Here is a 23,531-nt window from a genome sequence, read left to right as displayed (position 1 = left end):
TGCAGGCCCGGCTTGCAGGGGTGCCCGCCTGGTATGACGACGTGCGCCGCAGCTACGGGGCTCGGTGATGCCGCCCGCGACGCACACCGATCTTGAGAAGATTGCGAAGATGGCCGCGAAAGAGGCCGTTACAGAAACGTTTCTCACGCTCGGGCTCGACACGAAAGACCCGATCTCCGTTCAAAACCAATTCGCGACGCTCCGGAACATCCACTACGGGATGCGCCACGTTCGGAACGTCATCATTGCCGGCGTGCTCGGCGCGGCCGTGAGCGGCGGCGTCTGGGCGTTCTGGACGGGCTTCAAGGCGAGCGCAGCGGCGCCGTCAACGATCTCCGCGCCGGGCGGCTCCCGGTAGTTCAGGCCTTGCGCTGGAGGTGATCGGCAAGCTTGATGATTTCGGAGAAGTGCCGGGCGCGTTCCGCGTCCTCTCTGCGTTCGCGGTGGGCGGAAAGCGAGAGTATGGAGCTCTTGCCGCGTTCGTTGGGCTCGCTTGAGACGGAAATAGGAGGATTTAGGTCCAAGCTGAGCTGTCCGTCCGATTTGTTGGCCATTGGCGTTACCCCGCCTCAATTAAGTTCTTCTCTCTTAGCCTCTTTACAACGACTGCCTCAAGGGTCGGCAGAGCTTCCACCGTCTTATCGAAACGGGGCTGGGAATGGCGGGGATCGATCGCCAAAAGTACGCCTTTGGACTTGCGGCTGTCCGGGGGTACCCGGAACAGCTTTAAATATCGGGCGGGCGCCACTCCATCATATGGAAGCACGCGAACCTTCTTCATGTCCGACTCGTCTTCGGTAATTGCATCATCGTGGAGCTTGGTTGCCAAACTCTTTCTATAAGGTTCGATGAAATAAACTTCCGAAATACCGGCAGCGACGATATGCCTAGCGCAGCTGTGACACGGATAGGTCGTGACGAACAGCTTGCTTCCCCCTAGAGCCACTCCGTTTTTCCCAGCATTGATAATAGCGTGCATTTCGGCATGAACCGAGCGGGAAAATTCGATGAGGTTTTTTAGCTTTCCATTTGCAAGGATTGCGTTTTTCGCCTTTTCCTTGTCTGCCTCCACAATTGTCTTAGCTCCTACGAGCTCGTTGACGAGCATCTCGGCGATCAGGTGCTTCTCGTCGTCATTGTAGCATTTGCCGCCCTTGTTCCAGCAGCGTAGGTCGTGGTCGGACTTAGGGTCGCCATTGGGGTCGGCTGCGTAGAGGCCTCCACCGAACTTGGGGACATCGTTCCAGCCGGTCGCGATTACGTCACCCTGTGTGTCCGTGATCGCGGCACCGACCTGACGGGAAAGGCAGGCCGAGTTACCCGCAGCTGAGGCGGCAGCATACATTGCCGTTTCTGAGTAGGTGGGCGTCATGACCTTGACGCCCAGGATGAGGTTCAGAAAGCGTTCGACCCGCGCTTTCACCTGGCTGCCGGAGTTCGAATCGATTCGGAGGAAGAAATCGGCGTTGGGGAAGGTATCCCTGACGGTCTGACCGTGGGCGAACTCTTCGCCCGAATCGCGGTCGATGAGCGTGTAAATCTGCTGCAGGCTCATGCCCTTCTGCTCGAGCGCCTTAGTCCTGCGCGATTGAGGAGCGTACACGCCCACCACGTAAACCATGTCTCGATAGACCAAGCGGAGCAAGTCGAGTTCCTGCTGATTCTTGATCGAATCGATGATGTGGCAAACCCGCCGCGGCTCGAACGTTTCGAGGCCGTCCTTTTTTTTGTGTTTCTGCCGATCAAGGGCAATTTCACTGACGGCAAGCTCTGCCAGTACGCCGGCGCCGTATCTTTCCCGAAGTTCGTCGCCTTTATCGATCAGGTATTTGATCCGCGTATATTCGTTTCCGGCCGGGGCCGATCCGCTAAGTTTTTCAATTTGGCGGCTGAGTTTCAGGATCTCGGCATAGTCATACCCAAAGCTCTTCTCGAGGCACTCCTTAAACGCCTTGGCAACGTCTTGGATGGGTGATCCGATTGGGCCGCAGAGGGCGATGACGAGCTCGCTCGTATGGGTGTCTTTAATCTCCGCGATATTGTCGGTATTGCTGGCGGCTGTAATTTTTGACGCGCTAGCGCTTTTCACTCTAACCATTGAACCTAAACCTAAAATTTCATCCAACCAGCGGCAAAGCTTTAACCTGCAAGGATTCTTGTGGTTTTGCAAGCGCTTCGGATGCTACTTTCGACCTGTCCCGCCGCGGACCTTCTGGCCTGCTTTCAAAACGCTGCGCCGTTGCTCTCGCGAGCCTTGCGAATATCGTCCTAGGTGAGAATGGGGCGGATCGCGGCCCAAATCAGCTTCACCATCCGCTGACATTCCTCGACGTCGGCGCAGTTGCCGCGCTGCCGCCCGGGAAGTTCACGTTCCACGCACGGCCGCGCTTCCCCTTTGCATGCCCTGTTGCCGGTAGATGCGGCCTATTTGGATGCCGTCCCAAATCACTATGTGGTCGTCGGGCGCGGTCTCGCCGCCGATCACGGTAGGCCGCAGGAGGAGCTGTTAAGTCATCGGCGAAACATAGAAATTCCGGTTGCCAATCGGAATAGAAAACCGTTTGTTTTCAGCGCCCTTAGAATGTAGCAGTTGTCAAAAAAGTTGAGCTATTTCAAGTATCTTCCCGCGTCTGGGAGACTAGGGGTCGGAGGTTCAAATCCTCTCGCTCCGACCATTTTTCAAAGCATGCGATGTTTGAGAGCATTCGGGCGTTGTTTACGCCCAGATGCGGCCATCGTCAGGTCTCGAAATCCATCGCGGCGATCAGGCATGCCTTTTCCATGCGGTTGTTGAGCATCGCAAGCTTGGCCGTGAACTCGGCCAGTTCGGGCTCGCTGAATTCCTCGAACACGGTCTTCTTGAACGCCCTGTGCTGGTCGGCGAGGCCCGCCAGATGCTTTCGGGTCTTGTCGGTCAGCGACAGACGGACCACGCGCGCATCGGCCGGCGAGGACGCGCGGCGCAGCAGCTCCTTCTGCTCGAGCAGCTTGGACTGCGTGGTCACGAACGACGGATCGACATGCAGCAGCTTCGACACCACGTTGATGGGCACGCCGTCATCCTTGTCGAGGTCCGAGATCGCGATCAGGATCATCCATTGCGGACCGCTGGCGCCAAGCGCCTTGCCCCAGAGCTGGCGGACCCGTTCGAGATGCGAGTTGATGGACGAGATCTCGAGCGTAAAGCGTTTGATGATGTCGAGATTCTCGATGGCGCGCAGGCGCGCCTGATCCTTCCTGGTCACTGACACAGCTTCCCCTTCCCTAGGTGCCGACTCAGCTTTGTGCTGATTTATTTCTTGATTCCCGCGTCGGCGGACTTTTTTTCTAGTAAGTCGCTCAGGAAGGCAAGTGAACGTAAAGCAATTATGATGCGTATGTGACGGTTCGGCTATTTGGGGTGCGACAAATTTGCCCATGCAGGTAAGGGGCTTAAGTCGAGCGTTGCCGGCGAGACACAGTGTGGCCGCATTCGCATTCCTGACTTTATAAACTATTTTGATTGGGCAACTCGCCCATGCATATTGAACCCGGCGGTAGGGGAATCTCGATCGTCCCGTTGCGGTGATCGTTCAAGTCCGTCGCACACCACAGATAGATCTGAGGGTGCGAGGTTTGGGGAAAGCGGTCTTGGACAATGCGGGAGGATCACGGGGCGCTCGCGACCCGGACTCTACGCATATGAGCAACTTGGAGGTTTGATATGAAATTGGCGAAGAGCCTTATTCTGGGCTCGGCCGCTGCGCTGGTCGCGGTCGGCGGGGCACAGGCGGCCGATCTTCCCGTTAAGGCCAAAGCGGTCGAATACGTGAAGGTTTGCTCGCTTTATGGTCCGGGCTTCTACTACATCCCCGGCACCGACACCTGCATCAAGCTCGGCGGCTACGTGCGCGCTGACTTGGTCATCAACGGCAACAGCGTCTACGGCCCGAACTACAACGGTGCCAGCGGCGCCAACAACCGCTTCACGAACGGCTACACTTGGCGTTCGCGTGAAGACCTGAACATCGATACGCGCACCGCGACCGAGTACGGCGTGGTCCGCACCTACTTCGATGCGGTGTTCACCTGGACCTCGGACAGCTACGGTGCGGGCGCCGCCGCCGGTTCGACGATCTATTCGCCGATCGGCACGGCCTCTGCGCCGAACAACGCTGGTTCCGGCAACGTTGCCGCCGGTACGGTCGGCGTCTACTACGCCTTCATCCAGTTCGCCGGCTTCACCATGGGTAAGGCGGTCTCGCAGTTCGCTGCTCCCTGGAACGGTTATCCGGGCAACAACTACGACGGCCTCGTCGGTGGCGTGAACACCACCAACGGCGTGAACCAGTTCACCTACACTGCGCAGTTCGGCAACGGCGTCTCGCTGGCTTTGTCGGCGCAGGATCAGGTGCAGTACTCGCAGGCTGGCGTGAACAACCTCGGCGCTGGTGGTGCCTATGGCTCGAACGACACCGCCGGCACGATCGCGCCGGACTTCATCGCCGCGCTGAAGGTCGACCAGGCTTGGGGTGTTTTCCAGGCGTCGATCGCGGCGCATGACAACCACGCGGCCTACTACGGCGGCACCGAGTTGACCGGTCATCCCGACGACAAGTGGGGCTGGGCTGGTGCACTGGCCCTGTCGATCAAGAACATCCCGACCGGACCCGGCGACACCATCAACATCCAGGGCGTCTACACGGACGGTGCTACCCGCTACAACATCCAGGATCTGGCCAGCCAGGCCGGCTCGATCGCGATCTACAGCGGTTCGAACCTCCCGGGTGCGTATGGCAGCGTCGGCTTCGGCACTGCGCCTGACACGGTGTTCGGCCCCGGCGGCCAGCAGCAAAGCATCAAGACCTGGGGTATGCGCGGTGCGTACACCCACAACTGGGATCCCTATTGGAACACCAGCATCTACGGTGCTTACGCTGCGATCTCGTACAACGACACGTCCAAGGCTCTCATCTGCGGCGTTGGCGGCGTGGGTGGTACCTTCCGTGCTGCGTTCGCCGGTGGCGCTGGCGTAACCAACTGCAACCCCGACTACAACATCGCGCAGATCGGTGTGATCACGCGGTGGACCCCGGTCAAGAACCTGACCTTCTCGGCCGACGTGACCTACTCGCATCTCGATCAGAAGTATTCGGGCGTTATCACGACGTCCGCTGCCTCGGTCGGCAAGCCTGCGGCGATCTACGAGCTGAAGGATCAAGACACCGTCCAGATGCTCCTCCGCGCTCAGCGCAACTGGTAATACCGGTTGATCTGATCACGATCCTACAGAACCCCGGCAGGCAACTGCCGGGGTTTTTCTTTTGGCGAGAGATCAGCAGACGAAGGTGGGCTGCGTCATTTCGGTCCAGGCGAACAACGAAGACGTGCCATGCGATTCATTCGCGGCAAATTTATTTACTTACCTGATCTACTAAACTATATACGTGGCGGCCAACACATAGAATGATGGCTCTTAGCCCATGCTAAGCCTCCCAAACCTCCGGCAATGCCCTGCCGGAGGTTTTTGATTCAAGGCGCGGACGATCGTGACGCGCGCGGCCATCGCAACAACTGCTCGCAGGCCGGGCTGACACCGTCTCGCCGATTCGACGTCGTCAAGATTTGACGGAATCGATCCGCAGTGCATTCTCGTCATTCATGGGACGCTTCAAGAACAGCCGCCTCGCTCGGATGAGCAGCGGCCATTACTGCTTGATCCGGGATCTCGGGCTGGTGAAGGGCGGCAAGGGGTTGCGGCACCATGAGGTGGTCATCGACTTCTCGTGGCGCGGCTTGCTCAAGCTTGTCTTGAGCGCTGCCGCCGGCGTTCTGCGGCGGCGCGCGCCCGTGCAGATCGAGACAGCCGAATAGCGCGGAGCGATCCCGCGCTCCGACCCGGCGTTCACGCGGTTCGCGGACAAGCGTTCGAGATCGAGCGAGATCATCCCGGCATCCGAGAGCGCGCATGCGATGACGATGTGTTGTGCCACGCTTCTGCGCTTGTCTGACACTGATCAGTGTGAGTTGTCGGCACAGGCGCCGTCGCGCGGCTTCGGCGGTGTGACCTCGGCGACAGCGGCCGCAGCGGCAATGCCGGCCGCGATCGCCATCAGCGTCGTTGCGACCAATCTGTTCAGGGTCTGCATGATCGTTGTCTCCGCTTGTCGATATTGGATTGTTCGCTACGCGGAATGATTTCGTTACAGCGCCGGCTGCCTTGATCTGCTGCTGACGGCACACTTGCGCGTGAAGGGCAGGCGCCGTTGCTGCGCGACAATTCGGTGATGTAGAGTGCCGCAGCCAAGCGGCCGGGACTGCGATCCGCCGTCCTGCCGAAACCAAGAACAAGCAGGGCAAGAAGAACCAAGGAAGGAACGGATCTCACATGAAGGACTTTGCCGGAAAGATTGCCGTCATCACCGGTGGCGGCACGGGCATGGGGCGGGAGCTGGCGCGGCAGCTCGTTGCCGAGGGATGCAACGTCGCGATGTGCGACGTCTCGGCCGAGGCGATGGCCGAGACCAAGCGGCTCTGCGAGGTCGAGAAGCTGCCGCAGGGCCTGCGCATCACCACCCACATTGCCGACGTCTCGATCGAGGATCACTACAAGCGTTTTCGCGATGAGCTGATCGAGCAGCAGGCGACCGACAAGATCCATTTGCTGTTCAACAACGCCGGCATCGGCGGTGGCGGCAGCCTGTTCACCAACACGCGCGAGCAGTGGGAGCGCACCTTCAACATCTGCTGGGGCGGCGTCTATCTCGGCGTTCGCACCTTCCTGCCGCTGCTGGTGAAGGCCGACGAGGCGCACATCGTCAACACCTCGAGCGTCAATGGCTTCTGGGCGTCGGTCGGCATGGGCGTGTCGCACACCGCCTACAGCGCGGCGAAGTTCGCGGTGAAGGGATTCACCGAGGCGATGATCAACGATCTCCGGCTCAACGCGCCGCACGTCAAATGCTCGGTCGTGATGCCTGGCCACATCGGCACCTCGATCGTGTCGAACTCGCGCAAAGTGCAGAATGGCGCCGACCAGCTCAATCCCGACGAGCTCAGGCAGGCCCGCCAGCGTCTGCAAGGGCAGGGCATCGACGTCGCCAAGATGTCGGATGCCGACATCCAGGAGCTCGCGCTCGACCGTGCGCGCATCTTCCACGACGAGGCACCGACCACGGCCGCCGCCGCCGCCAAGATCATCCTCGACGGCGTGAAGGCCGATCGCTGGCGCATCCTGGTCGGTGACGATGCGCATCTGCTCGACGAGCGCGTGCGCAAGACCCCGGAGCAGGCCTACACGCCGGAGTTCTACCAAGGCATCGTGGAAGCGACCGGCTGGAAGGTCGGGTGATTACAGAAGACCCGTCACCCCCGCGCAAAGGCCAAGCCTTTGCGCGGGGATGACGGGATAAGCGCTTCCGTCTTGCGGTCAGACTACCCGCGCATCGCGCGCTGGCGTGATCCTGCCTGATACGCAAGGCGGTAATGCCCCGAGCAATAGGGCATGCCGGCGAGCGGCGTGTTGCCGCAAAAGCAGAAATCATCTGCGCCCGGCGTGCTGATCGGCCAGCGGCAACGCTGCTCGCTCAGCTCGAACAGCGAGCAGTTGTTGGCGCTGACGATCGGCGCATCGTCGGGCACTTGTTCGTAGACCGCCTGAAGCAACCGGAGCTGCTGCTTCGCGGTCGCCCGTTGCGCGGCGTGGGCGCTGGATTTCTTCCGCCGGGCGCGGCGTTCGTCCGGCGTCGTGCGCGTGAGGTTCAGGCGCGACAGCTTGCCGATCACGGCATTGCGGCTGACGCCGATATTCACGGCGATGTCGCGGCAGGAGAGACCGGCTTCAAAGTAGATCTTGAGTTGGTCGACGCGCTCCGGCGTCCAGGTCGGCTCGATGGTAATCATTTTGACGGTTCCACGTTCTGTTGAACCGCCGCGCCGACGCACACGCCGTCAGGGCGTGCGTCCGTTGTCGCGGATTGCAAGCAACCCGTCCTTGATGGCGAGCCGAATGCCTTCCTCGATCAATGTCCGTGCGACGCCCGGGACGCTCGTGCCGTGGGTGCCCTGTCTCACCAGCTTCTCGAGGTAGCCTATGGTCGAGAGCGCCAATGTGACCGGGACGCGGTCGGTTTCGGCCTTTTCTGTAGCCATGAGAAAACGCTTAACCCTGAACGCAGGCACTTAAAAGTATCTATTTAGAGTCTATTTAGGAATATGACGGTCCGTCAAGCCACGAGCTGCGAAACTGGACGCGCACGCTCGCGCGCGCCGGAAGCTGGTTTCGGCGCGGCGCTGCGGTCAAATTAGCTAGACGAATGAGTGGGTTAGGATCTTAACTCGACCTTGACCGGGAACTTCTTGAGAAGCCGCTCAGCGGTTTCGGCCTTGTCCGCAGGCGCGCTCACGCTCAGGTACAGCCCGCGGGACGGGTCGGTGATGGCCTCGACACTGACCTCACCGGACAAGCCTTCTCGAGCCAGCAGCTCGCGCGCGGCCTCGCCGGCGGCGATCTGGCGCAGCTTCGGCTTGAAGATCTTGCCGACCGGCGTGACCGGCATTTCCGGGATCACCGACACCACGCGCGGGCGCGCCGGCGGCTCCAGGATGTTGTCCTGCACGAAGGCGGCGAGCGCGTTCGGATCGATATGGGCGCCGGGCTGCGCCGAGACGAACAGCATCGGCACTTCACCGGCGTAGGCGTCGGGACGCCCGACGGCCGCGGCCAGCGCCACGCCCGGAAACGCCAGCGCGGCATCCTCGATCGCCCGCGGGTCGATGTTGTGGCCGCCACGGATGATGACGTCCTTGGCGCGGCCCAGGATGTAGACGAAGCCGTCGGCGTCGATCCGGCAGATGTCGCCGGTGCGCAGCCAGCCGTCGCGGAACGCCTCTTCGGTCTGCTTCTTGTCGACGTAACCGGCGAACACCTGCGGACCCCTGGTCAGGAGCTCGCCGACCGGCGAGGGCCACGGCCCGGTGTGCAAATTGCCGCCGTCGAGGATTGCGAGCTCGACGAGCGGATTGCGGGTGCCGACGCTCTCGGCGCGCGGCTTCACGCCGTGCACGTCGTGCGTGATGGCGCCGGCGAGCTCGGTCATGCCGTAGAGCTGCTGGATGCAGGCACCGCCCCAGGTCGCGAGATAACGCCGCTCGATCTCCGGCGGGCAGATCGAGGCGCCGGTGGCGGTGACACGGAGGGTCGAGATGTCGCTGTCCGCGACCGGGATGTCGGCCAGCGCTCCGAGTGTGGTCGGCACGTTGCCGGAGATGTTGACGCGGTATTTCTCGACGATCTTCCAGAAATGCGTGATCAGGGATGGATCGCGTGCGCCGGCCGGGCCGGGGATGAAAATCGTCGTGCCGGCGGAAAGGCAATTGGCCGTCGTGCAGAACAGGCCGCCGACATGGAACAGCGGCATCGTGATCATCGCGCGCTCGCCGCGATGGAAGTCGAGTGCCATGCGTGAGGACACGGTGGAGGCGACCATCGCGCGGTTGGTGAGCCGCGCCACCTTGGGATGACCTGTCGTGCCGCCGGTCGGCAGCATCACCGCGACACGGTCGGCCTCGCTCATATCCTTGGACTTGCCGTAGTCGTCGCGCCACGCAGGATCGGGCCGCAGCACCTCGCCGTCGAACGCGATGCTGCCGTCGAGCGGCACGATCACGATGCGCTGCAGCGACGGCACCTCGCGCTGCAAGCCTTCGACTCTTTCATAGAGCCCGCCCGGCATGCCTGGCGGCGGCGCCAGCAACAGTTTTGCCTTGATGGCGTTGAGCTGCGCGACAATCGCCTCGCGTGTGAACAGCAAATTGAGCGGCTCGGCGACACCGCAGGCGGCTGCGCCGAAGATCGCGACCACGGTCGCGGGGCAGGCCGGGAGCAGGACGGCGACCGCGTCGTCCTTGCCGATGCCCTGGCTGCGGAAGTAGTTCTCCGCGGCCTTGATGCAGCCCATCAGATGATCGTTCGAGATCACGACCGGGCTGGGATCGAGTGGCGAACGCAGATAGATCGCGGCTTCCGCCTCAGGCGCGCCCTGGGGACCACGGGCAATGAGATCGAGGATGCGCGGGCAGGCGGCGAGCGTCTCCTGCATCTCCTTGTCGCGCGTAGCCTCGTCGGCCGGCGAAAGCCTGTCCTTGAGCATATCCGTCCCCGTCCATTTTTGTTCGTTGGGACGGGGATTGTATCGAGCCGCGCTTGCGGAACACAAGTGCGGCTTATCGACCGGCCGTCAGCCGTGAACGACCGATTTGGCGATCATGCAGTGAATGCCCTTGGAGCCGTTGACCGTCTGCGTGACGCGCAGGTCGGCGGCCAGGCTGCACAGCGTATAGGCGTCCTCGCGCGACAGATTGCGCTTCTCGCCGAGCAGCACGATCATGTCGCGCAGCGCCCGCACCACGCACTGGTCGAGATCGGGATCCATCGCCATGGTCATGTAATGGTCGGCGGTCTCGGCGCGCGGATAGGCGAGCTTGAGATCCTTGCGCAGGGTCAGGCGGAAGCGGCCGGTGAGCGCGGTCTCGATCGCGGTGACGCAGACCTCGCCGTCGCCCTGCACGCCATGGCCGTCGCCGCAGGAGAACAGCGCGCCCGGCACGAACACCGGCAGATACAGCTTGGCGCCGGCCCCGAGCTCCTTGTTGTCGAGATTGCCGCCCATCGCGCGCGGGATCAGCGAGGAGATGCGGCCCCAGGCCGGCGGTGGCGACACGCCCATCACGCCGAAGAACGGTTTCAGCGGCAGGTCGAGCCCCCATGGCATGCGGCCGACCATGCGCGCGCGATCGAGCGGGATGTTGAGGATGCGGGTCTCATGGAAGTCGTCGGGCAGGGTGCCGGACAGCGGCTTGATCAGATTGTAGCCCCAGTCCTGGCGGAGCTGGACGTCGAGAATATCGACCTCCAGCACGTCGCCGGGTTCGGCACCGCTCACGGCGATCGGGCCGGTCAGGATATGCCCGGGCACCATCCGCTCGCACTTCGCATGAATGTCGTCGAGCTCCGGCGGCACATAAAACTTGCCGCGGTCCGGCACCACGTCGGGGCCGCCGCTGATGGTCTCGATCGTGACCTCGTCTCCGCTCGCGATGGTCAGGACCGGTTTCAGCTTTGCTTCGAAGAAGCCCCAATGGCAGGTTTCGGGACTGGATTTCAGATGATGATGGGTCATGTGACGGCTTTTGATTGCACTTCGGGCAGCGTATGACGCTGTAGCAGAACTTCGCAGAGGCTTCGCTTGTTTTTTGTGCTCTCCAAGACGCTCGGCATCATACTGCTGCCGATCAATTTCCTGATCGGTATCGGCGTGATCGGCGCCGTTCTGCTGCTGACACGGTTTGCCCGGCTCGGCCGCAGGTTGATGGTGGCGTCAGCGCTGCTGCTCGCGATCTGCGGCTTCTCGCCGCTCGGCAATGTCCTGATCTCCGTCCTGGAGCAGCGCTTCCCGCCATGGGACGCTTCGCGCGGCGCGCCCGACGGCATCATCGTGCTCGGCGGCTCGATCGATGCCGATCTGTCGGTCGCGCATGGCACGCCGGTGGTGCGCACTGCGGCGGATCGCGTCATCGCGGCGGCGGCGCTCGCGCGCAGATATCCGAACGCGCGCCTCGTGTTCACCGGCGGCAGCGCGAACCTGATCTCGAACGACGCGCGCGAAGCCGACTACGCCGCCGAGATGTTCGAGAGCCTCGGCATTGCCAAGTCGCGATTGACCATCGAGCGCCGCTCGCGCAACACGGTGGAGAACGCTGAGTTCTCCAAGGCGCTGGTTGATCCCAAGCCGGGTGAGCGCTGGCTGCTCGTGACGTCAGCCTATCACATGCCGCGGTCGGTCGGGCTGTTCCGCAAGGCGGGCTTCAATGTCGAGGCCTATCCGGTCGACTGGCGCGTCGGCAATGTCATGAGCTTTGCAACGCTTGCGATCGACGGCCTGTCGCGCACCGATCTCGGCACACGGGAGTGGATCGGGCTGGTTGCCTATCATCTCGCGGGCAAGACCGACGATCTGCTGCCGGGACCGGCCGCACGTTGAGCCGCACCACGAGCTTGTCGCTTCCTTCGGCCAATCCGGCTAACATCAAATCAACAGGCGGCGCCAAGCCGCCGATCACGGGAGTTTTCGCCATGCAACAGCAGACACCGCCGGAACAGTTCGACCTCTCGGCAATCGTGGCCGACCTGAACAACCTGCTGCGGTTGAAGACCACGGTCATCGGCATCAAGATGTTCGCGCGCGTCGAGGAGATGGAGGCGATCCCGAAGATCCGCCGCCCGTCGGCGGTCCACACCACGGACCAGATCGTCAGCATGGCCTCGCGGCTTGGCTGGACCGTCGGCATCACCGGCGATGATCTGGTCGGCGCGCAATGCCGCGCGGTGATCGGGCTCGCGCCGCAGGACGAGAAGTGGCTGGCCGGCGAGAACTATGTCGGCGTCTGGCACGGCACGGCCGAAGACGCGCGCAAGCGCCAGGAGGCGCTCGACGTGGTGCCTTACGGTCAGTACCAGGCAATGGCGGTGAGCCCGCTGACCAGCGGACGTCTCAATCCGCCCGACATCTGCCTCGTCTATGCGACGCCGGGACAGATGATCATCCTGATCAACGGGCTGCAGTATACCGGCTACAAGAAGTTCGAGTGGGGCGTGGTCGGCGAAACCGCGTGCGCGGACTCCTGGGGCCGGGCGCTGAAGACCGGTGAGCCGAGCCTGTCACTGCCGTGCTTTGCCGAGCGCCGCTATGGCGGCGTGCCCGACGAGGAGATGCTAATGGCGCTGCCGCCGGCCTATCTGGTGAAGGCGATCGCGGGGATGAAGCAGCTCGCCAAGAACGGCCTGCGCTACCCGATCGCACCCTATGGTATCCAGGCCGACGTCCGCGCCGGCATGGGCGTGTCCTACAAGAAGTAGCTGCATCCTGCGTCATTGCGAGGAGTGAAGCGACGAAGCAATCCATCGTACCGCGCGGTGATTATGGATTGCTTCGCTTCGCTCGCAATGACAAAACGGGGCAAATTTGCCTCTGGGAGCCCGATCCATGTCCTCGTCGAAACTCGACATCGTCGTCTATGGCGCAACCGGCTTCACTGGCCAGCTCGTCGCCGAATATCTCGCGGCGCATTATCGCGACGGCAGCCTGAAATGGGCGATGGCCGGGCGCAGCAAGGACAAGCTCGCGTCGGTTCGTGACGCGATCGGCGCGCCCGCCGACACGCCGCTGATCGTTGCCGATGCCAGCGACACCGCATCGCTGAAGGCGATGCTGGCGCAGACCAAGTCTGTGATCTCGACGGTCGGTCCGTATCAGCTCTACGGCAATGAGCTGATCGCGGCCTGCGTGGAAAGCGGCACCGACTATTTCGATCTCTGCGGCGAGCCGGTCTGGATGCGGCAGATGATCGACAAGCACGAAGCGGCCGCAAAGGCCAGCGGTGCGCGCATCGTGTTCTCCTGCGGCTTCGACTCGGTGCCGTTCGAGCTCGGCGCCTTCTTCGTCCAGGAGGAAGCCAAGCGGGTGTTCGGTGCGCCGGCGCAGCGCGTCAAGGGCCGCGTGCGCGACATGCGCGGCACGCTGTCCGGCGGCACGGCCGCGAGCGCCAAGGCAACCTTCGATGCCGTCGCCAAGGATCTGAGCCTGGTTGCGATCCTCAACAACCCGTTTGCATTGACGCCGGGTTTCGAGGGCCCGAAGCAGCCGCGCGGCAGCAAGCCGGCCTATGAGGACGACCTGCACTCATGGGCCGCGCCGTTCATGATGGCGCTGATCAACACGCGCAACGTCCATCGCTCCAACATGCTGATGGGCTTTCCCTACGGCAAGGAATTCATCTACGACGAGATGGTCCTGACCGGTCCCGGCGAGAAGGGCGAGGCCAACGCCAAGCGGGTGATGGCGCTGAATTCGGAGAAGACCGGTCCCAGCGCGCCGAAGCCGGGCGAGGGACCGTCGAAGGAGGAGCGCGAGAACGGCCGCTACGATCTGCTCTATCTCGCGGTCGCGCCCGACGGCCGCATGGTCCGCGCCGGCATCAAAGGTGATCGCGACCCCGGCTACGGTTCGACCTCGAAGATGATCTCGGAATGCGCGATCTGCCTGTTGCGCGATACGCCCGACGTCGCCGCCGGCTTCTGGACGCCGGGAGCGGCGATGCAGCACAAGCTGATCAAGCGCCTGGTCGATCACGCCGGGCTGACGTTTGAGGTCGAGAAGTAAGCTTCTCGTAACAACGCTCGCTGTCATCGCCCGGCTCGACCGGGCGATCCAGTATTCCAGAGACTGTTGTGCTTGAGCGGATGCGCCGCGGCGTACTGGATGCCCCGCTTTCGCGGGGGCATGACAGCCAGAGCCTAAGCCGCCGCGCGCGGATTATACGCGTACATGAAGTCCATGCCCTTGGACGACACCGGCAGCAGCAGCTTCAGCAGGTGATCGCGCAGCCAGGCGCCGGTCGGGCCGAACTCGCGCTTGCTGTTGCCATTGCGCCGGGCGATCGCCACGATCTTCTCGGCGCGCGGCCGCCGCTCGTGCTCAAACGCCTGGAACGTCATGCCGAGCTCCTGGCCCTCGCGCATCAGGATGCCGAGCCGCATTGCATCCTCGAGCGCGAGCGACGCGCCCTGGCCGGCATGCGGGCTGGTGGCGTGCGCGGCGTCGCCGATCAGGAGCGTGCGCTTGCGCGACCAGGTCGGCAGCGTCGCGACGTCGAGCGTGTCGGTCACCACGATATTCTCGGCGGCCTCGATGATCTCGGGGATCGGCGCATGCCAGCCGGCGTGGAAATCGCGCAGATGCTGCCTGATCGCGTCCTGGCTCTGCAGCCGGTAGGCCGCCGCGGTCATGCCGTGCGAGGGCTGCGTGCTCCACCACATCGCACCCGTGTCCGGATCGGGGCTGCACAGGCCGTAGCCGAAGAAGCCGCTTTGCCCGAACGTAGACGCGATCTTTTGCCCGACCGGCAGGTGCTCAATCAGGGCCCGCGGCACGAAGCCGCCGAAACCGATCAGCCCGGTGTCGAACGGCGTCGGGCCATCCGGGATCACATGCCGCCGCACTGCCGAATGCACGCCGTCGGCTCCGATCACGAAATCGCCCTCGGCGGTGGTGCCGTCGTTGAAATAGGCGATGACCGCCTGGTCGCCGCGGTCCTCGATCTTGACCAGCTTCTTCTCGAAGAACACCGAGACGTTGGAGGCCCAGGCCTTGTCGATCAGCGTCTCGTTCAAGGTCGCGCGGCACATGTTCACCGCGGGCTGGCCGAAACGCTGCTGCATGTTCTGGTTGAGCGAGCCGAGCTTCTTGCCGGCCTGCGAATAGAAATCGAAGGACTCCGCGACCGAGCCGCTGCGGATCAGTTCGTCGGCGAGGCCGAGCTCCGCCAGCACATGCATGCCGTTCGGCGCGATCTGCAAGCCCCCGCCGATCCCGGTGGAGTAGGGCCATGCTTCATACAGCTCGGCCTCGATGCCGGCGCGGGTCAGGAACATCGCGGTCACCGGACCTGCGATGCCGGCGCCGATGATCAGAGCTTTACGGGGACGTGAGGTCATGCCTTGCTCCATGCATCCGTGTGGGATACCTACGAAAGGTCAGTTGCTAATTATCTTAGTATATAAGATATTAGGCGAGTAAGATACAGGAGCAGCTTTGTCAAGCGGGAAGTCGCGCGGAGCGCTGATGCAGGAACTCGAGGAGGCGATGCGCCGGTCATCCGCGCAGGGCGTGATGTACGGCCAAGCCGTTGCAAACATGGCCGGAATTTCCAATTCCGACATGGAATGCATGGACATCCTCCACCTTGAAGGGCGCGTGACCGCGGGGCGTCTCGCGGAAGTCACCGGGCTGACTACCGGCGCGATCACCGGCGTGGTCGATCGGCTGGAGAAGGCGGGTTACGTGCGCCGTGAGCGGGACGAGAGCGACCGCCGCAAGGTCTTCATCTCGGTGGTGGAGGAGAAGGCGGCGGAGATCGGCAAGTTCTACGTGCCGATGCAGGAGGCGATGCTCAAGCTCTGGAGCCGCTACACCGATGACGAACTGCGCCTGCTGCTGCGCTTCGCCAATGACGGCTACAAGGGCGTGCTGGAAGCGACCGGCGCATTGAAGGCGGTGATCGACATGCCGCCAGAGCGGCGCGCCAATCTCAAGCTGCCGCCGAAATCTCGCCGCTGACCTCGGCCGGTGTCGCGCGGGTGCGCTCGGCAGCCGCGTACATGCCCCACATCGTGCCGAGCATCAGCCAGAAGTGCCGCCAATGGTCGGTATCGATGATGAAGCTCTCGCCGACGATGCCGAGGAATGCCGAGAAGATCGCCAGATAGTCGCGCTGCCACGGCACCCGCTTGTAGACATAGCGGAAGCCGACGATCGCGCTGACGAACACCAGCGCCGGATAACAGATGCCCGAGATCCAGCCGCCCGACATGAAGGCGTTGAGGAACGAATTGTGGGTGTCCTCGGGGAAGTAGGTGTGGAATTGCAGCGGCCCGATGCCGAACGGCAGCTCGAGTGCCATCTGGGCGCCGAGGATGTGGCGGCCGAACCGGCCGAAGCGGCCTTCGTCGTAACTCTGGTCGAAGCTCGCGCGCTGCTTGAACATGTCGGCGACCGAGCCGATCGACAGCAGCACCGCGATCAGCGCAACGGCCAGGATCGCGGCGATCAGGGTCATCACGATGATGCGCGAGCGTTGCGCCTGCGAGCGGCTGGTGAACACCATCAGCGCCAGCATGAAGGCCGCGGTGACGATCAGGCCGCCCCAGGCGGCGCGGGAGAACGAGAGCAGGATCGCAAGCGAGATGATGCCGAAGGCGATCGCGTTGCGGAACGCCTTGCCGAAGCGGTCGGTGACCACGCTTTGCAGCGTGAACAGCGCCGGCAGGATCAGGAACGCGCCGAGCACGTTTGGATCCTTGAAGGTGCCGCGGGCGCGGTCATACAGCGTCAGCAGATCATAGCCGCCAGGCACCAGATGAAAGTAGCCGGCGATGCCCGCAAGCGAGGCAATCATCGCGCCGACGATCAGGCCGCGGCGCAGCATGTCGAGCCGCGCTTCGGTATCCTCCGACATCACCATCGCGAAGAAGATGACGGTGACGGCCATGTACCAGGAGGTGAGGACCCAGTTCACCACCTCCGGCTTGTCGAGGAACGGCACCGCGCCGATGCTGTAGCCGACATTGAGCACGATCAGCGCGAACAGCAGCGGCATGAACACGAGCTGCATGCGCAGGCCGGTGCCAAAGAACAGCACGCAGGCGGTCAGCGTGACGAGTTCATACGGGCTCGGCTCAATGAATACGATGGCGATCGACGCGCCGGCGAGCCACACCAGCGCCCGCTGCAGCGCCAGCACGCCTGGCGGCGCTGATGCCGGCGAATGGGACGTCCCGGCTGTCGCCGCATAGGCCATCGGATACTCACGCAACTCGATACAATACACGCAACAGATGCTTCGTCATTGCGAGGAGCGAAGCGACGAAGCAATCCACCTATCTCCGAGCTGCGATATGGATTGCTTCGCTTCGCTCGCAATGACGGTGGCTAGTTCAATTCTCAGTACGCGTTCTCGCTCTTGGTCAGCAGCGAGAACGGGGTCTTGAGCAGGATGTAGAGGTCGAACAGCACCGACCAGTTCTCGATGTAATAGAGGTCGTATTCGACGCGTTTCTGGATCTTCTCGTCGGTGTCGACCTCGCCGCGCCAGCCGTTGATCTGCGCCCAGCCGGTGATGCCGGGCTTGACGCGGTGGCGGGCGAAGTAGCCGTCGACGGCCTCGTCGAACAGGCGGTTCTCCAGCTTGCTCTGCACGGCGTGCGGACGCGGGCCGACCAGCGAGAGATTGCCCTTCAGCACCACATTGAACAGCTGCGGCAGCTCGTCGAGCGAGGACTTGCGGATGAAGCGGCCGACGCGGGTGACGCGCGGATCGTTCTTGGTCACCACCTTGGAGGCGGTCGGATCGGCCTGGTGATGGTAGAGCGAGCGGAACTTGTAGACGTCGATCCGCTCATTGTTGAAGCCGAAGCGCTTCTGGCGGAACAGCACCGGGCCGGGGCTGTCGAGCTTCACCGCAAGCGCCACCAGACCGAGCACCGGCAGTGCCGCAAGCAAGGCTAGGCCGCCGACCACGCGGTCGAACAGCCATTTCAGCACCAGATCCCAGTCGGTGATCGGCGCCTCGAACACGTCGAGCGTCGGCACCTTGCCGACATAGGAATAGGAGCGGGGGCGGAAGCGCAGCTTGTTGGTATGGGCCGACAGGCGGATGTCGACCGGCAGCACCCAGAGCTTCTTCAGCATCTCCAGGATCCGGGTCTCCGCCGAGATCGGCAGCGCGAACAGCACGAGGTCGACGCGGGTGCGGCGGGCGAACTCGACGATATCGTCGACCTTGCCGAGCTTCGGTGAGCCGGCACAGGTGTCCATCGCGCGGGCGTCATTGCGGTCGTCGAACACGCCGAGCACGTGGATATCCGTATCGTCGTCGGCGTTCAGCGCCTCGATCAGCTTCTCGCCGTTCTGGTCGGCGCCGACGATGATGGTGCGGCGGTCGAGCCGGCCGTCATGCGCCCAGGCGCGCACCATCGAGCGCAGCGCCAGCCGCTCGGCGATCAGCACCGCAAGGCCGACACAGAAGAACGACGACAGCCAGACCCGCGACACCTCGCCGCCGAGCTTGGCGAGGAAGGAGACGCCGATGAACAGCAGGAACACGACGGCCCATGACGAGATCATCCGCGTCATCTGGCGGAGCTGGCCGCGGAAGATCTGCACCTGGTAGATGTCCGCGGCCTGGAAGCAGACCACCGCCGCAGCCGACATGCCGAGGATCGATGCGATATAACCCCAATGGATGGCGAGCGGCCTGACATAGGCAAAGTAGAGCCCGACACCGACCAGGCTGAGCAAGACGAAATCGGCGAGGCGAACCACGCCAGTGATCACGACCGGCGAGTAGGCGCTGCGGACTTTTTGACTGGTAACGGCGAGCGCGGCCGGCGACAGGCGGCGGCGGCGTTCGACCTGCGGCTGAGCGGCCGTCGCAGACGCAGCGGCATCCAGCATCGAGCGTGCGTTAAACGGTTCCACGAGTCCACGTCCATTCCTGTGCTTGCAGATGAGCATCCGCGCGCAGCAGCGAAATTCCCCTGGACGCGAGTTAAGGGGACAAATCGGAAGAAACGGTTACGTGTGTAAGAAATGGTTAATATTTGGCAAATGCGTCGCGATAGCCGGCCAGCACGCCCTCGACCATCGCACCCTGCGAGAAATGTTCGGAAATCCGTTCGCGCAGTTGCTCGGCGCGCGCCACGGTCGCGGCGGGATTGTCGAGCGCGGCCTTGATGGCGTCGGCCATCGCGCCGGCGTTGCTGGGCGCGAACAGCGCGTCGGTGTGGGTGTCGAAGATCTCCGGGATGCCGCCGACATTGGCGGCGATCATCGGAATTCCCGCAGCGCCGGCCTCGATCACCACATAAGGCATCGAATCGCCCCGTGACGGAACCACGAGAACGCTGCCCTTCGAGAAGCCGTAGCGCGCCTTGACGTGGCCGATGAAGCGGACGGCGTCGCCGAGCGACAGCCGCTTCACCTGCTCCTTGAGCCGTTCGAACTCCTCGCCGTCGCCGCCAAGCGTCAGCGTCACCGGCTTGCCGTCGGCGCGCAGCTTGGCGACCGCGTCGATCAGGAGATCGGCACCCTTGATGCGCCGGAATTCGCCGACATAAGCCACGTCGGAGGCGTCGTCGGCCTTGGCGACCGGTTCGAATTCCTCCGACGTGACGCCGTTGAAGACGCAGCGGACGAGGCCTGAGGGCTTGCCCACGGTGCGCTGATAGGTGTCGCGGGCAAACGCGCTCTCGAACAGGAACAGGTCGGTGCTGTTCATCAGCGTGCGCTCGAGCTGGCTGTAGAAGCGGCCCTTCCAGGTGTCGAGCGGATAGTGCAGCGAGCCGCCATGCGGCGTGTAGACCCGGATCACCTTGTTCGAGCGCCGCCGCAGCCGGACATAGGCGCCGGCCTTGGCACCATGACCATGCACAACATCGGGCTTCAGTTTCCGGATCAGGCTGGCGATATGCGCCCAGACCATGAAGTCGGCAAATCGCGGCTCGCGGCGTATCGCCACCCGGTGGACCCCGAGCTTGAGGCGCGGTTCGATCTCGGCGAGGACCGCATCGGCCCGCGTGCCGCCGGTCAGGCTGTCGGCGACGATGCCGACATGGTGACCGCGTTCGATCTGGCCGTTGGCGACATCGAGGATGTGACGGATGATGCCGCCGACGGGGGCGCGGACGACGTGCAGGATGCGAAGCAGCCGTTCCTCATTTTGATCCTGTGCCATCGATCAGAACCAGCGTTCGCCGACGAAGACGGTGTCGCCGGGCCCGATCGGCGTGCCCAAGGGAACGACAAAGCGGCCGGCGCCCGATGCATCGGTATGGGTGAGGGTGACCTCGTCGCGCCGGGCGCGCGGCGAGAAGCCGCCGGCGATCGCTACCGCGCTCTCGACCGTCATGTTGGGTACATAGGGATATTGGCCGGGGGCTGCGACCTCACCGAGGATGAAGAACGGGCGGTAGGCCTCGATCTCGACCGCCACCGAAGGCTCGCGGATGTAGCCGTTGCGCAGCCGTCCCGTGATCTCGGCGGCGAGCCCGGCAGGGGTGCGGCCGCGTGCCGGCACCGAGCCGATCAGCGGCATCGTGATCGCGCCGGCTGCATCGATCGCATAGGAATTGGTCAGGCCTTCCTGGCCATAGACCACGACGCGAAGCCTGTCACCGGGGCCAAGATTATAGGCCTCACGCGTCGGCGCGGGGTCGGCATAGGCCACGGCCATCGGCGCGGGCGCAGCAAAGGCCGGCTGCCCATACGCCATCGAATCGAGGGCCGGGTCACCGGCAATCGGCGACGTCCGGCCCATGCAGCCCGACAGCGCGAGCGCAGCAATCAGACAAACGAGGGGAGCGCGCAGATCGCGCATGTGAGGAATCCCGCAACAATATCGGCGTCGATTAACGGCACTCATGGTTAACAAACGATGACGGAGCGGTGGTGGCCGCCGCATCCGTCAACCGCGCCGATTAACCCAGCAGCAACCTTAATGGACTGTAATCGCCGCCATTGAGATGGAATCGCGGCGTCCGCGGGAGTTGGTTATGCGTTTTGCATTCTGGCGTAGAGGCAAGGAAAAGGCTGCGGTGCAACGGGCGTTGCCGAAGTCTGCGCCCGTTGCCGCCGAAGCCGTTGCGAGGCCGGCTTCGCCGATATCAGCTCCTGACAAGCCAACGCGTCCGGCGGAGGCGACGGATCTCGATCTGCATATGCTCGGGCGCGCGCTGGCGCGCAAGCGAAGCTGGATCATCGTGCCAACTGTGCTCGTGTTTGCGGTGTCGCTTGCCGCCGTCAACGTCGTGACGCCGCGCTACAAGTCGGAAGCGCGAATCCTGATCGACAACCGCGAGAACGCCTTCCTGCGTCCGAACGGCGAGCGCGACCTCGAGCGCACCTCGCTCGACGCCGAGGCCGTGACCAGCCAGGTGCAACTGTTGCTGTCGCGCGATCTTGCCCGCGACATCATCAAGAAGAACAAGCTCGCCGAGCGCCCCGAGTTCGATCCGGTGCTGCGGGGCTTTTCCCCGCTGAAGTCGCTGCTGGCGCTGTTCGGCATCGGCCGTGACCCGTTCAGCCTGACGCCGGAAGAGCGGGTGCTTGATTCCTTTTACGAGCGCTTCCAGGCCTATGCGGTCGACAAGTCGCGCGTCATGGTGATCGAATTCCAGTCGGAGGATCCCGAGCTCGCGGCGCGCGTCGCCAACTCGATTGCCGACGGCTACCTCGTATTGCAGCAGGCGGCGCGGCAGGACCAGGCCAAGTCCGCCAGCACCTGGCTGCTGGGCGAGATCGACAAGCTGCGCAGCAAGGTCGCGGAAGCGGATTCGCGGGTCGAGGAATTCCGCTCCAAGTCGAGCCTGTTCGTCGGCACCAACAACATCCCGCTGTCGAACCAGCAGATGGGCGAGCTGAACACGCAGCTCAACAATGCCCGCGCGCTGAAGGCGGATGCCGAGACCAAGGCGCGCCTGATCCGCGAGATGCTTCAGGGCGGCAAGCCGATCGAGGCGTCGGAAGTGCTCAATTCCGAGCTGATCCGCCGGCTCGCCGAACAGCGCGGCACGTTGCGCGCACAGCTCGCCGAGCAGTCGTCGACGCTGCTCGACAACCATCCGCGCATCAAGGAATTGAAGGCGCAGATCGCCGACCTCGACCGCCAATTGCGCGAAGAGGCCGGCAAGATTTCGCGCTCGCTGGACAACGATGCCCGCGTCGCCGATGCCCGCGTCCAGGCGCAGCAGGCGGGCCTGGACCAGTCGAAGAGGCAGGCGTCGTCGAGCAACAGCCAGGACGTGCAGCTGCGTGGGCTGGAGCGTGAAGCCAAGGCGCAGCGCGATTTGCTGGAAGCCTATCTCGCCAAATATCGCGAGGCGACCGCTCGCGAGAACATCGAGGCCGCGCCGACCGACGGCCGCATCATCTCGCGCGCCACGGTCTCGAACACGCCGGCCTATCCGAAGAAGCTGCCGATCGTGCTGATCGCGACGCTGGCGACGCTGCTGCTGTCAGCCGGCATCATCATCACCGGCGAGCTGCTGCGCATCTCCGCGCCCGGCGCGGTAGGCCGTGCCTTCGCGCCGGCCGCCGCAGTGATCCGGCGCCGCGAGCCGGTCATGGAGACCGCAACCGTCGACGAGCCCGCACTGACGCTGCCGCCTGAACCTGAGCTCGCGTCGCCGCTCGCGCCCAGCCTGTCGCCTGAGCCTGATCTGCGGCCCGACCCCGCAGTAGCATATGAGCCGGTCGTCAGCGAGCCGCAGCCTGCGCCCGCCCGGATGGCCAACGAGATCGATGAGCTGGCCGGGCGTCTCGTCGCGGCCGGTCCCGCCGCCCACAAGGTCACGGTGCTCGGCCCGGCTGCCGCCGAGAGCGTCACGCTGACCGCGCTGACGCTGGCCCGTCAGATGGCGCGTCAGGCCAAGGTCGTGGTGGTCGATCTCGTCGCGTCCTCGCCGGCGCTGACGGCGGCCACGGTCGATCCCGGCGCGCCCGGCCTTGCCGAATTGATGCAGGGTGAGGCGACGTTCGCACAGATCATCACCAAGGATCGGCAGTCGCGGGTTCAGATCGTCAGCGCCGGGCGTCCGGGCTTCGATCGCTCGCATCTGCAATCGCCGCGGCTGGCGCTTGCGATCGACGCGCTGCTGCGGGTCTACGACCACGTGCTGCTCGACGCCGGCACGGCCGTCGACCTGCCGGCCGAGCTGCTGACCGCAAAGGCGCAAGCGGTGGTCGTGCCCGACGCCGGCATGGCGCAGGATGCCCGCCGCTCGATGGTCGATCAGCTCAGGGCCGTCGGCTTCTCCGAAGTGACGATGCTGAGCAAGCCCTGCGCGCCGTCGGAAACGGTCGTGGCGGGTCCGCGCGTAGTGGCGGCCTGACCGGACCTCCAGGGCGCGATGAGCTCAGTTTGAGACGTCATCGCGCTTC

General features: G+C 63.7%; 22 protein-coding genes. 9 read left to right on the top strand and 13 right to left on the bottom strand.

Going from position 1 to position 23,531, the window contains the following annotated elements:
- The first annotated feature begins 67 nt into the window (after positions 1-67).
- The gene (locus AAFG13_RS06540) at positions 68-358 is read left to right on the top strand and encodes a hypothetical protein (RefSeq protein WP_342711494.1); all 291 of its coding nucleotides are present in this window, start codon (positions 68-70) and stop codon (positions 356-358) included.
- Between the two features lies 1 nt (position 359).
- On the opposite strand, the gene AAFG13_RS06535 is transcribed toward AAFG13_RS06540, so the two are convergent.
- From AAFG13_RS06535 to AAFG13_RS06525, 3 genes are all read right to left on the bottom strand, one after another.
- Positions 360-554 (bottom strand): hypothetical protein, encoded by a 195-nt coding sequence (locus AAFG13_RS06535; protein ID WP_342711493.1) that lies wholly within the window; start codon positions 552-554, stop codon positions 360-362.
- Positions 555-559: 5 nt separating this feature from the next.
- Entirely contained in the window at positions 560-2,170 is a 1,611-nt protein-coding gene (locus AAFG13_RS06530) for an anti-phage dCTP deaminase (RefSeq protein WP_342711492.1), read from the bottom strand.
- Between the two features lie 568 nt (positions 2,171-2,738).
- On the bottom strand, positions 2,739-3,251 hold the full coding sequence (locus AAFG13_RS06525) for a MarR family transcriptional regulator (protein ID WP_342711491.1): 513 nt from the start codon (positions 3,249-3,251) through the stop codon (positions 2,739-2,741).
- A gap of 452 nt (positions 3,252-3,703) precedes the next feature.
- Between AAFG13_RS06525 and AAFG13_RS06520 the strand changes: the two genes are divergently transcribed.
- The gene (locus AAFG13_RS06520; protein ID WP_212314977.1) at positions 3,704-5,242 is read left to right on the top strand and encodes a porin; all 1,539 of its coding nucleotides are present in this window, start codon (positions 3,704-3,706) and stop codon (positions 5,240-5,242) included.
- Positions 5,243-5,673: 431 nt separating this feature from the next.
- Positions 5,674-5,853, top strand: coding sequence for a hypothetical protein (locus AAFG13_RS06515; RefSeq protein ID WP_249132447.1), 180 nt, complete (start codon positions 5,674-5,676; stop codon positions 5,851-5,853).
- Positions 5,854-5,996: 143 nt separating this feature from the next.
- Here the strand turns inward: AAFG13_RS06515 and AAFG13_RS06510 are convergent, their stop codons facing one another.
- Positions 5,997-6,128: a hypothetical protein gene (locus AAFG13_RS06510; protein WP_283815120.1), complete on the bottom strand. Its 132-nt coding sequence runs from the start codon at positions 6,126-6,128 to the stop codon at positions 5,997-5,999.
- Positions 6,129-6,367: 239 nt separating this feature from the next.
- Between AAFG13_RS06510 and AAFG13_RS06505 the strand changes: the two genes are divergently transcribed.
- Positions 6,368-7,330, top strand: a complete 963-nt coding sequence (locus tag AAFG13_RS06505; protein ID WP_212314974.1) for an SDR family NAD(P)-dependent oxidoreductase — start codon at positions 6,368-6,370, stop codon at positions 7,328-7,330.
- 83 nt (positions 7,331-7,413) lie between these two features.
- Here AAFG13_RS06505 and AAFG13_RS06500 read toward each other — a convergent pair whose 3' ends face one another.
- From AAFG13_RS06500 to AAFG13_RS06485, 4 genes are all read right to left on the bottom strand, one after another.
- Positions 7,414-7,881 (bottom strand): GcrA family cell cycle regulator, encoded by a 468-nt coding sequence (locus tag AAFG13_RS06500; RefSeq protein ID WP_342713561.1) that lies wholly within the window; start codon positions 7,879-7,881, stop codon positions 7,414-7,416.
- A gap of 48 nt (positions 7,882-7,929) precedes the next feature.
- A complete protein-coding gene (locus AAFG13_RS06495) occupies positions 7,930-8,130 on the bottom strand; it encodes a hypothetical protein (protein ID WP_016844973.1) in 201 nt (66 codons plus the stop codon).
- Between the two features lie 173 nt (positions 8,131-8,303).
- The gene (locus AAFG13_RS06490; protein ID WP_342711488.1) at positions 8,304-10,130 is read right to left on the bottom strand and encodes an AMP-binding protein; all 1,827 of its coding nucleotides are present in this window, start codon (positions 10,128-10,130) and stop codon (positions 8,304-8,306) included.
- Positions 10,131-10,217: 87 nt separating this feature from the next.
- Positions 10,218-11,159: an acetamidase/formamidase family protein gene (locus AAFG13_RS06485; RefSeq protein WP_342711487.1), complete on the bottom strand. Its 942-nt coding sequence runs from the start codon at positions 11,157-11,159 to the stop codon at positions 10,218-10,220.
- Positions 11,160-11,225: 66 nt separating this feature from the next.
- Between AAFG13_RS06485 and AAFG13_RS06480 the strand changes: the two genes are divergently transcribed.
- The 3 genes from AAFG13_RS06480 (at position 11,226) to AAFG13_RS06470 (ending at position 14,198) form a co-directional block, all read left to right on the top strand.
- Positions 11,226-12,020: a YdcF family protein gene (locus AAFG13_RS06480; protein WP_212314969.1), complete on the top strand. Its 795-nt coding sequence runs from the start codon at positions 11,226-11,228 to the stop codon at positions 12,018-12,020.
- Between the two features lie 92 nt (positions 12,021-12,112).
- On the top strand, positions 12,113-12,895 hold the full coding sequence (locus AAFG13_RS06475; RefSeq protein ID WP_298369196.1) for a DUF169 domain-containing protein: 783 nt from the start codon (positions 12,113-12,115) through the stop codon (positions 12,893-12,895).
- A 127-nt stretch (positions 12,896-13,022) separates the two neighbouring features.
- Positions 13,023-14,198 carry a saccharopine dehydrogenase NADP-binding domain-containing protein gene (locus tag AAFG13_RS06470; RefSeq protein ID WP_342711486.1) on the top strand — a complete coding sequence of 392 codons (1,176 nt, stop codon included), beginning with the start codon at positions 13,023-13,025 and terminating at the stop codon, positions 14,196-14,198.
- Positions 14,199-14,332: 134 nt separating this feature from the next.
- Here the strand turns inward: AAFG13_RS06470 and AAFG13_RS06465 are convergent, their stop codons facing one another.
- Entirely contained in the window at positions 14,333-15,532 is a 1,200-nt protein-coding gene (locus AAFG13_RS06465; RefSeq protein ID WP_342711485.1) for an FAD-dependent monooxygenase, read from the bottom strand.
- 127 nt (positions 15,533-15,659) lie between these two features.
- Between AAFG13_RS06465 and AAFG13_RS06460 the strand changes: the two genes are divergently transcribed.
- Positions 15,660-16,154 (top strand): MarR family transcriptional regulator, encoded by a 495-nt coding sequence (locus tag AAFG13_RS06460; RefSeq protein WP_342711484.1) that lies wholly within the window; start codon positions 15,660-15,662, stop codon positions 16,152-16,154.
- Here AAFG13_RS06460 and AAFG13_RS06455 read toward each other — a convergent pair.
- The 4 genes from AAFG13_RS06455 to AAFG13_RS06440 form a co-directional block, all read right to left on the bottom strand.
- Entirely contained in the window at positions 16,126-17,394 is a 1,269-nt protein-coding gene (locus AAFG13_RS06455; protein ID WP_342711483.1) for an O-antigen ligase family protein, read from the bottom strand. The genes AAFG13_RS06460 and AAFG13_RS06455 overlap by 29 nt on opposite strands.
- A gap of 143 nt (positions 17,395-17,537) precedes the next feature.
- The gene (locus AAFG13_RS06450) at positions 17,538-19,073 is read right to left on the bottom strand and encodes an undecaprenyl-phosphate glucose phosphotransferase (protein ID WP_342711482.1); all 1,536 of its coding nucleotides are present in this window, start codon (positions 19,071-19,073) and stop codon (positions 17,538-17,540) included.
- A 115-nt stretch (positions 19,074-19,188) separates the two neighbouring features.
- Positions 19,189-20,328, bottom strand: a complete 1,140-nt coding sequence (locus AAFG13_RS06445; protein ID WP_212314954.1) for a glycosyltransferase family 4 protein — start codon at positions 20,326-20,328, stop codon at positions 19,189-19,191.
- A 3-nt stretch (positions 20,329-20,331) separates the two neighbouring features.
- Complete coding sequence (locus AAFG13_RS06440; protein ID WP_342711481.1) at positions 20,332-20,970, bottom strand: polysaccharide biosynthesis/export family protein; 639 nt, start codon at positions 20,968-20,970, stop codon at positions 20,332-20,334.
- A 175-nt stretch (positions 20,971-21,145) separates the two neighbouring features.
- On the opposite strand from AAFG13_RS06440, the gene AAFG13_RS06435 reads away from it, so the two are divergent.
- Entirely contained in the window at positions 21,146-23,482 is a 2,337-nt protein-coding gene (locus AAFG13_RS06435; protein ID WP_342711480.1) for a Wzz/FepE/Etk N-terminal domain-containing protein, read from the top strand.
- Positions 23,483-23,531: the final 49 nt, after the last annotated feature.

Origin of the sequence: Bradyrhizobium sp. B124 (assembly GCF_038967635.1) — a bacterium.
GTDB lineage: Bacteria > Pseudomonadota > Alphaproteobacteria > Rhizobiales > Xanthobacteraceae > Bradyrhizobium.
Note: the sequence above shows the minus strand (reverse complement) of the source record. Positions and strands in the feature narration are given on the sequence as shown.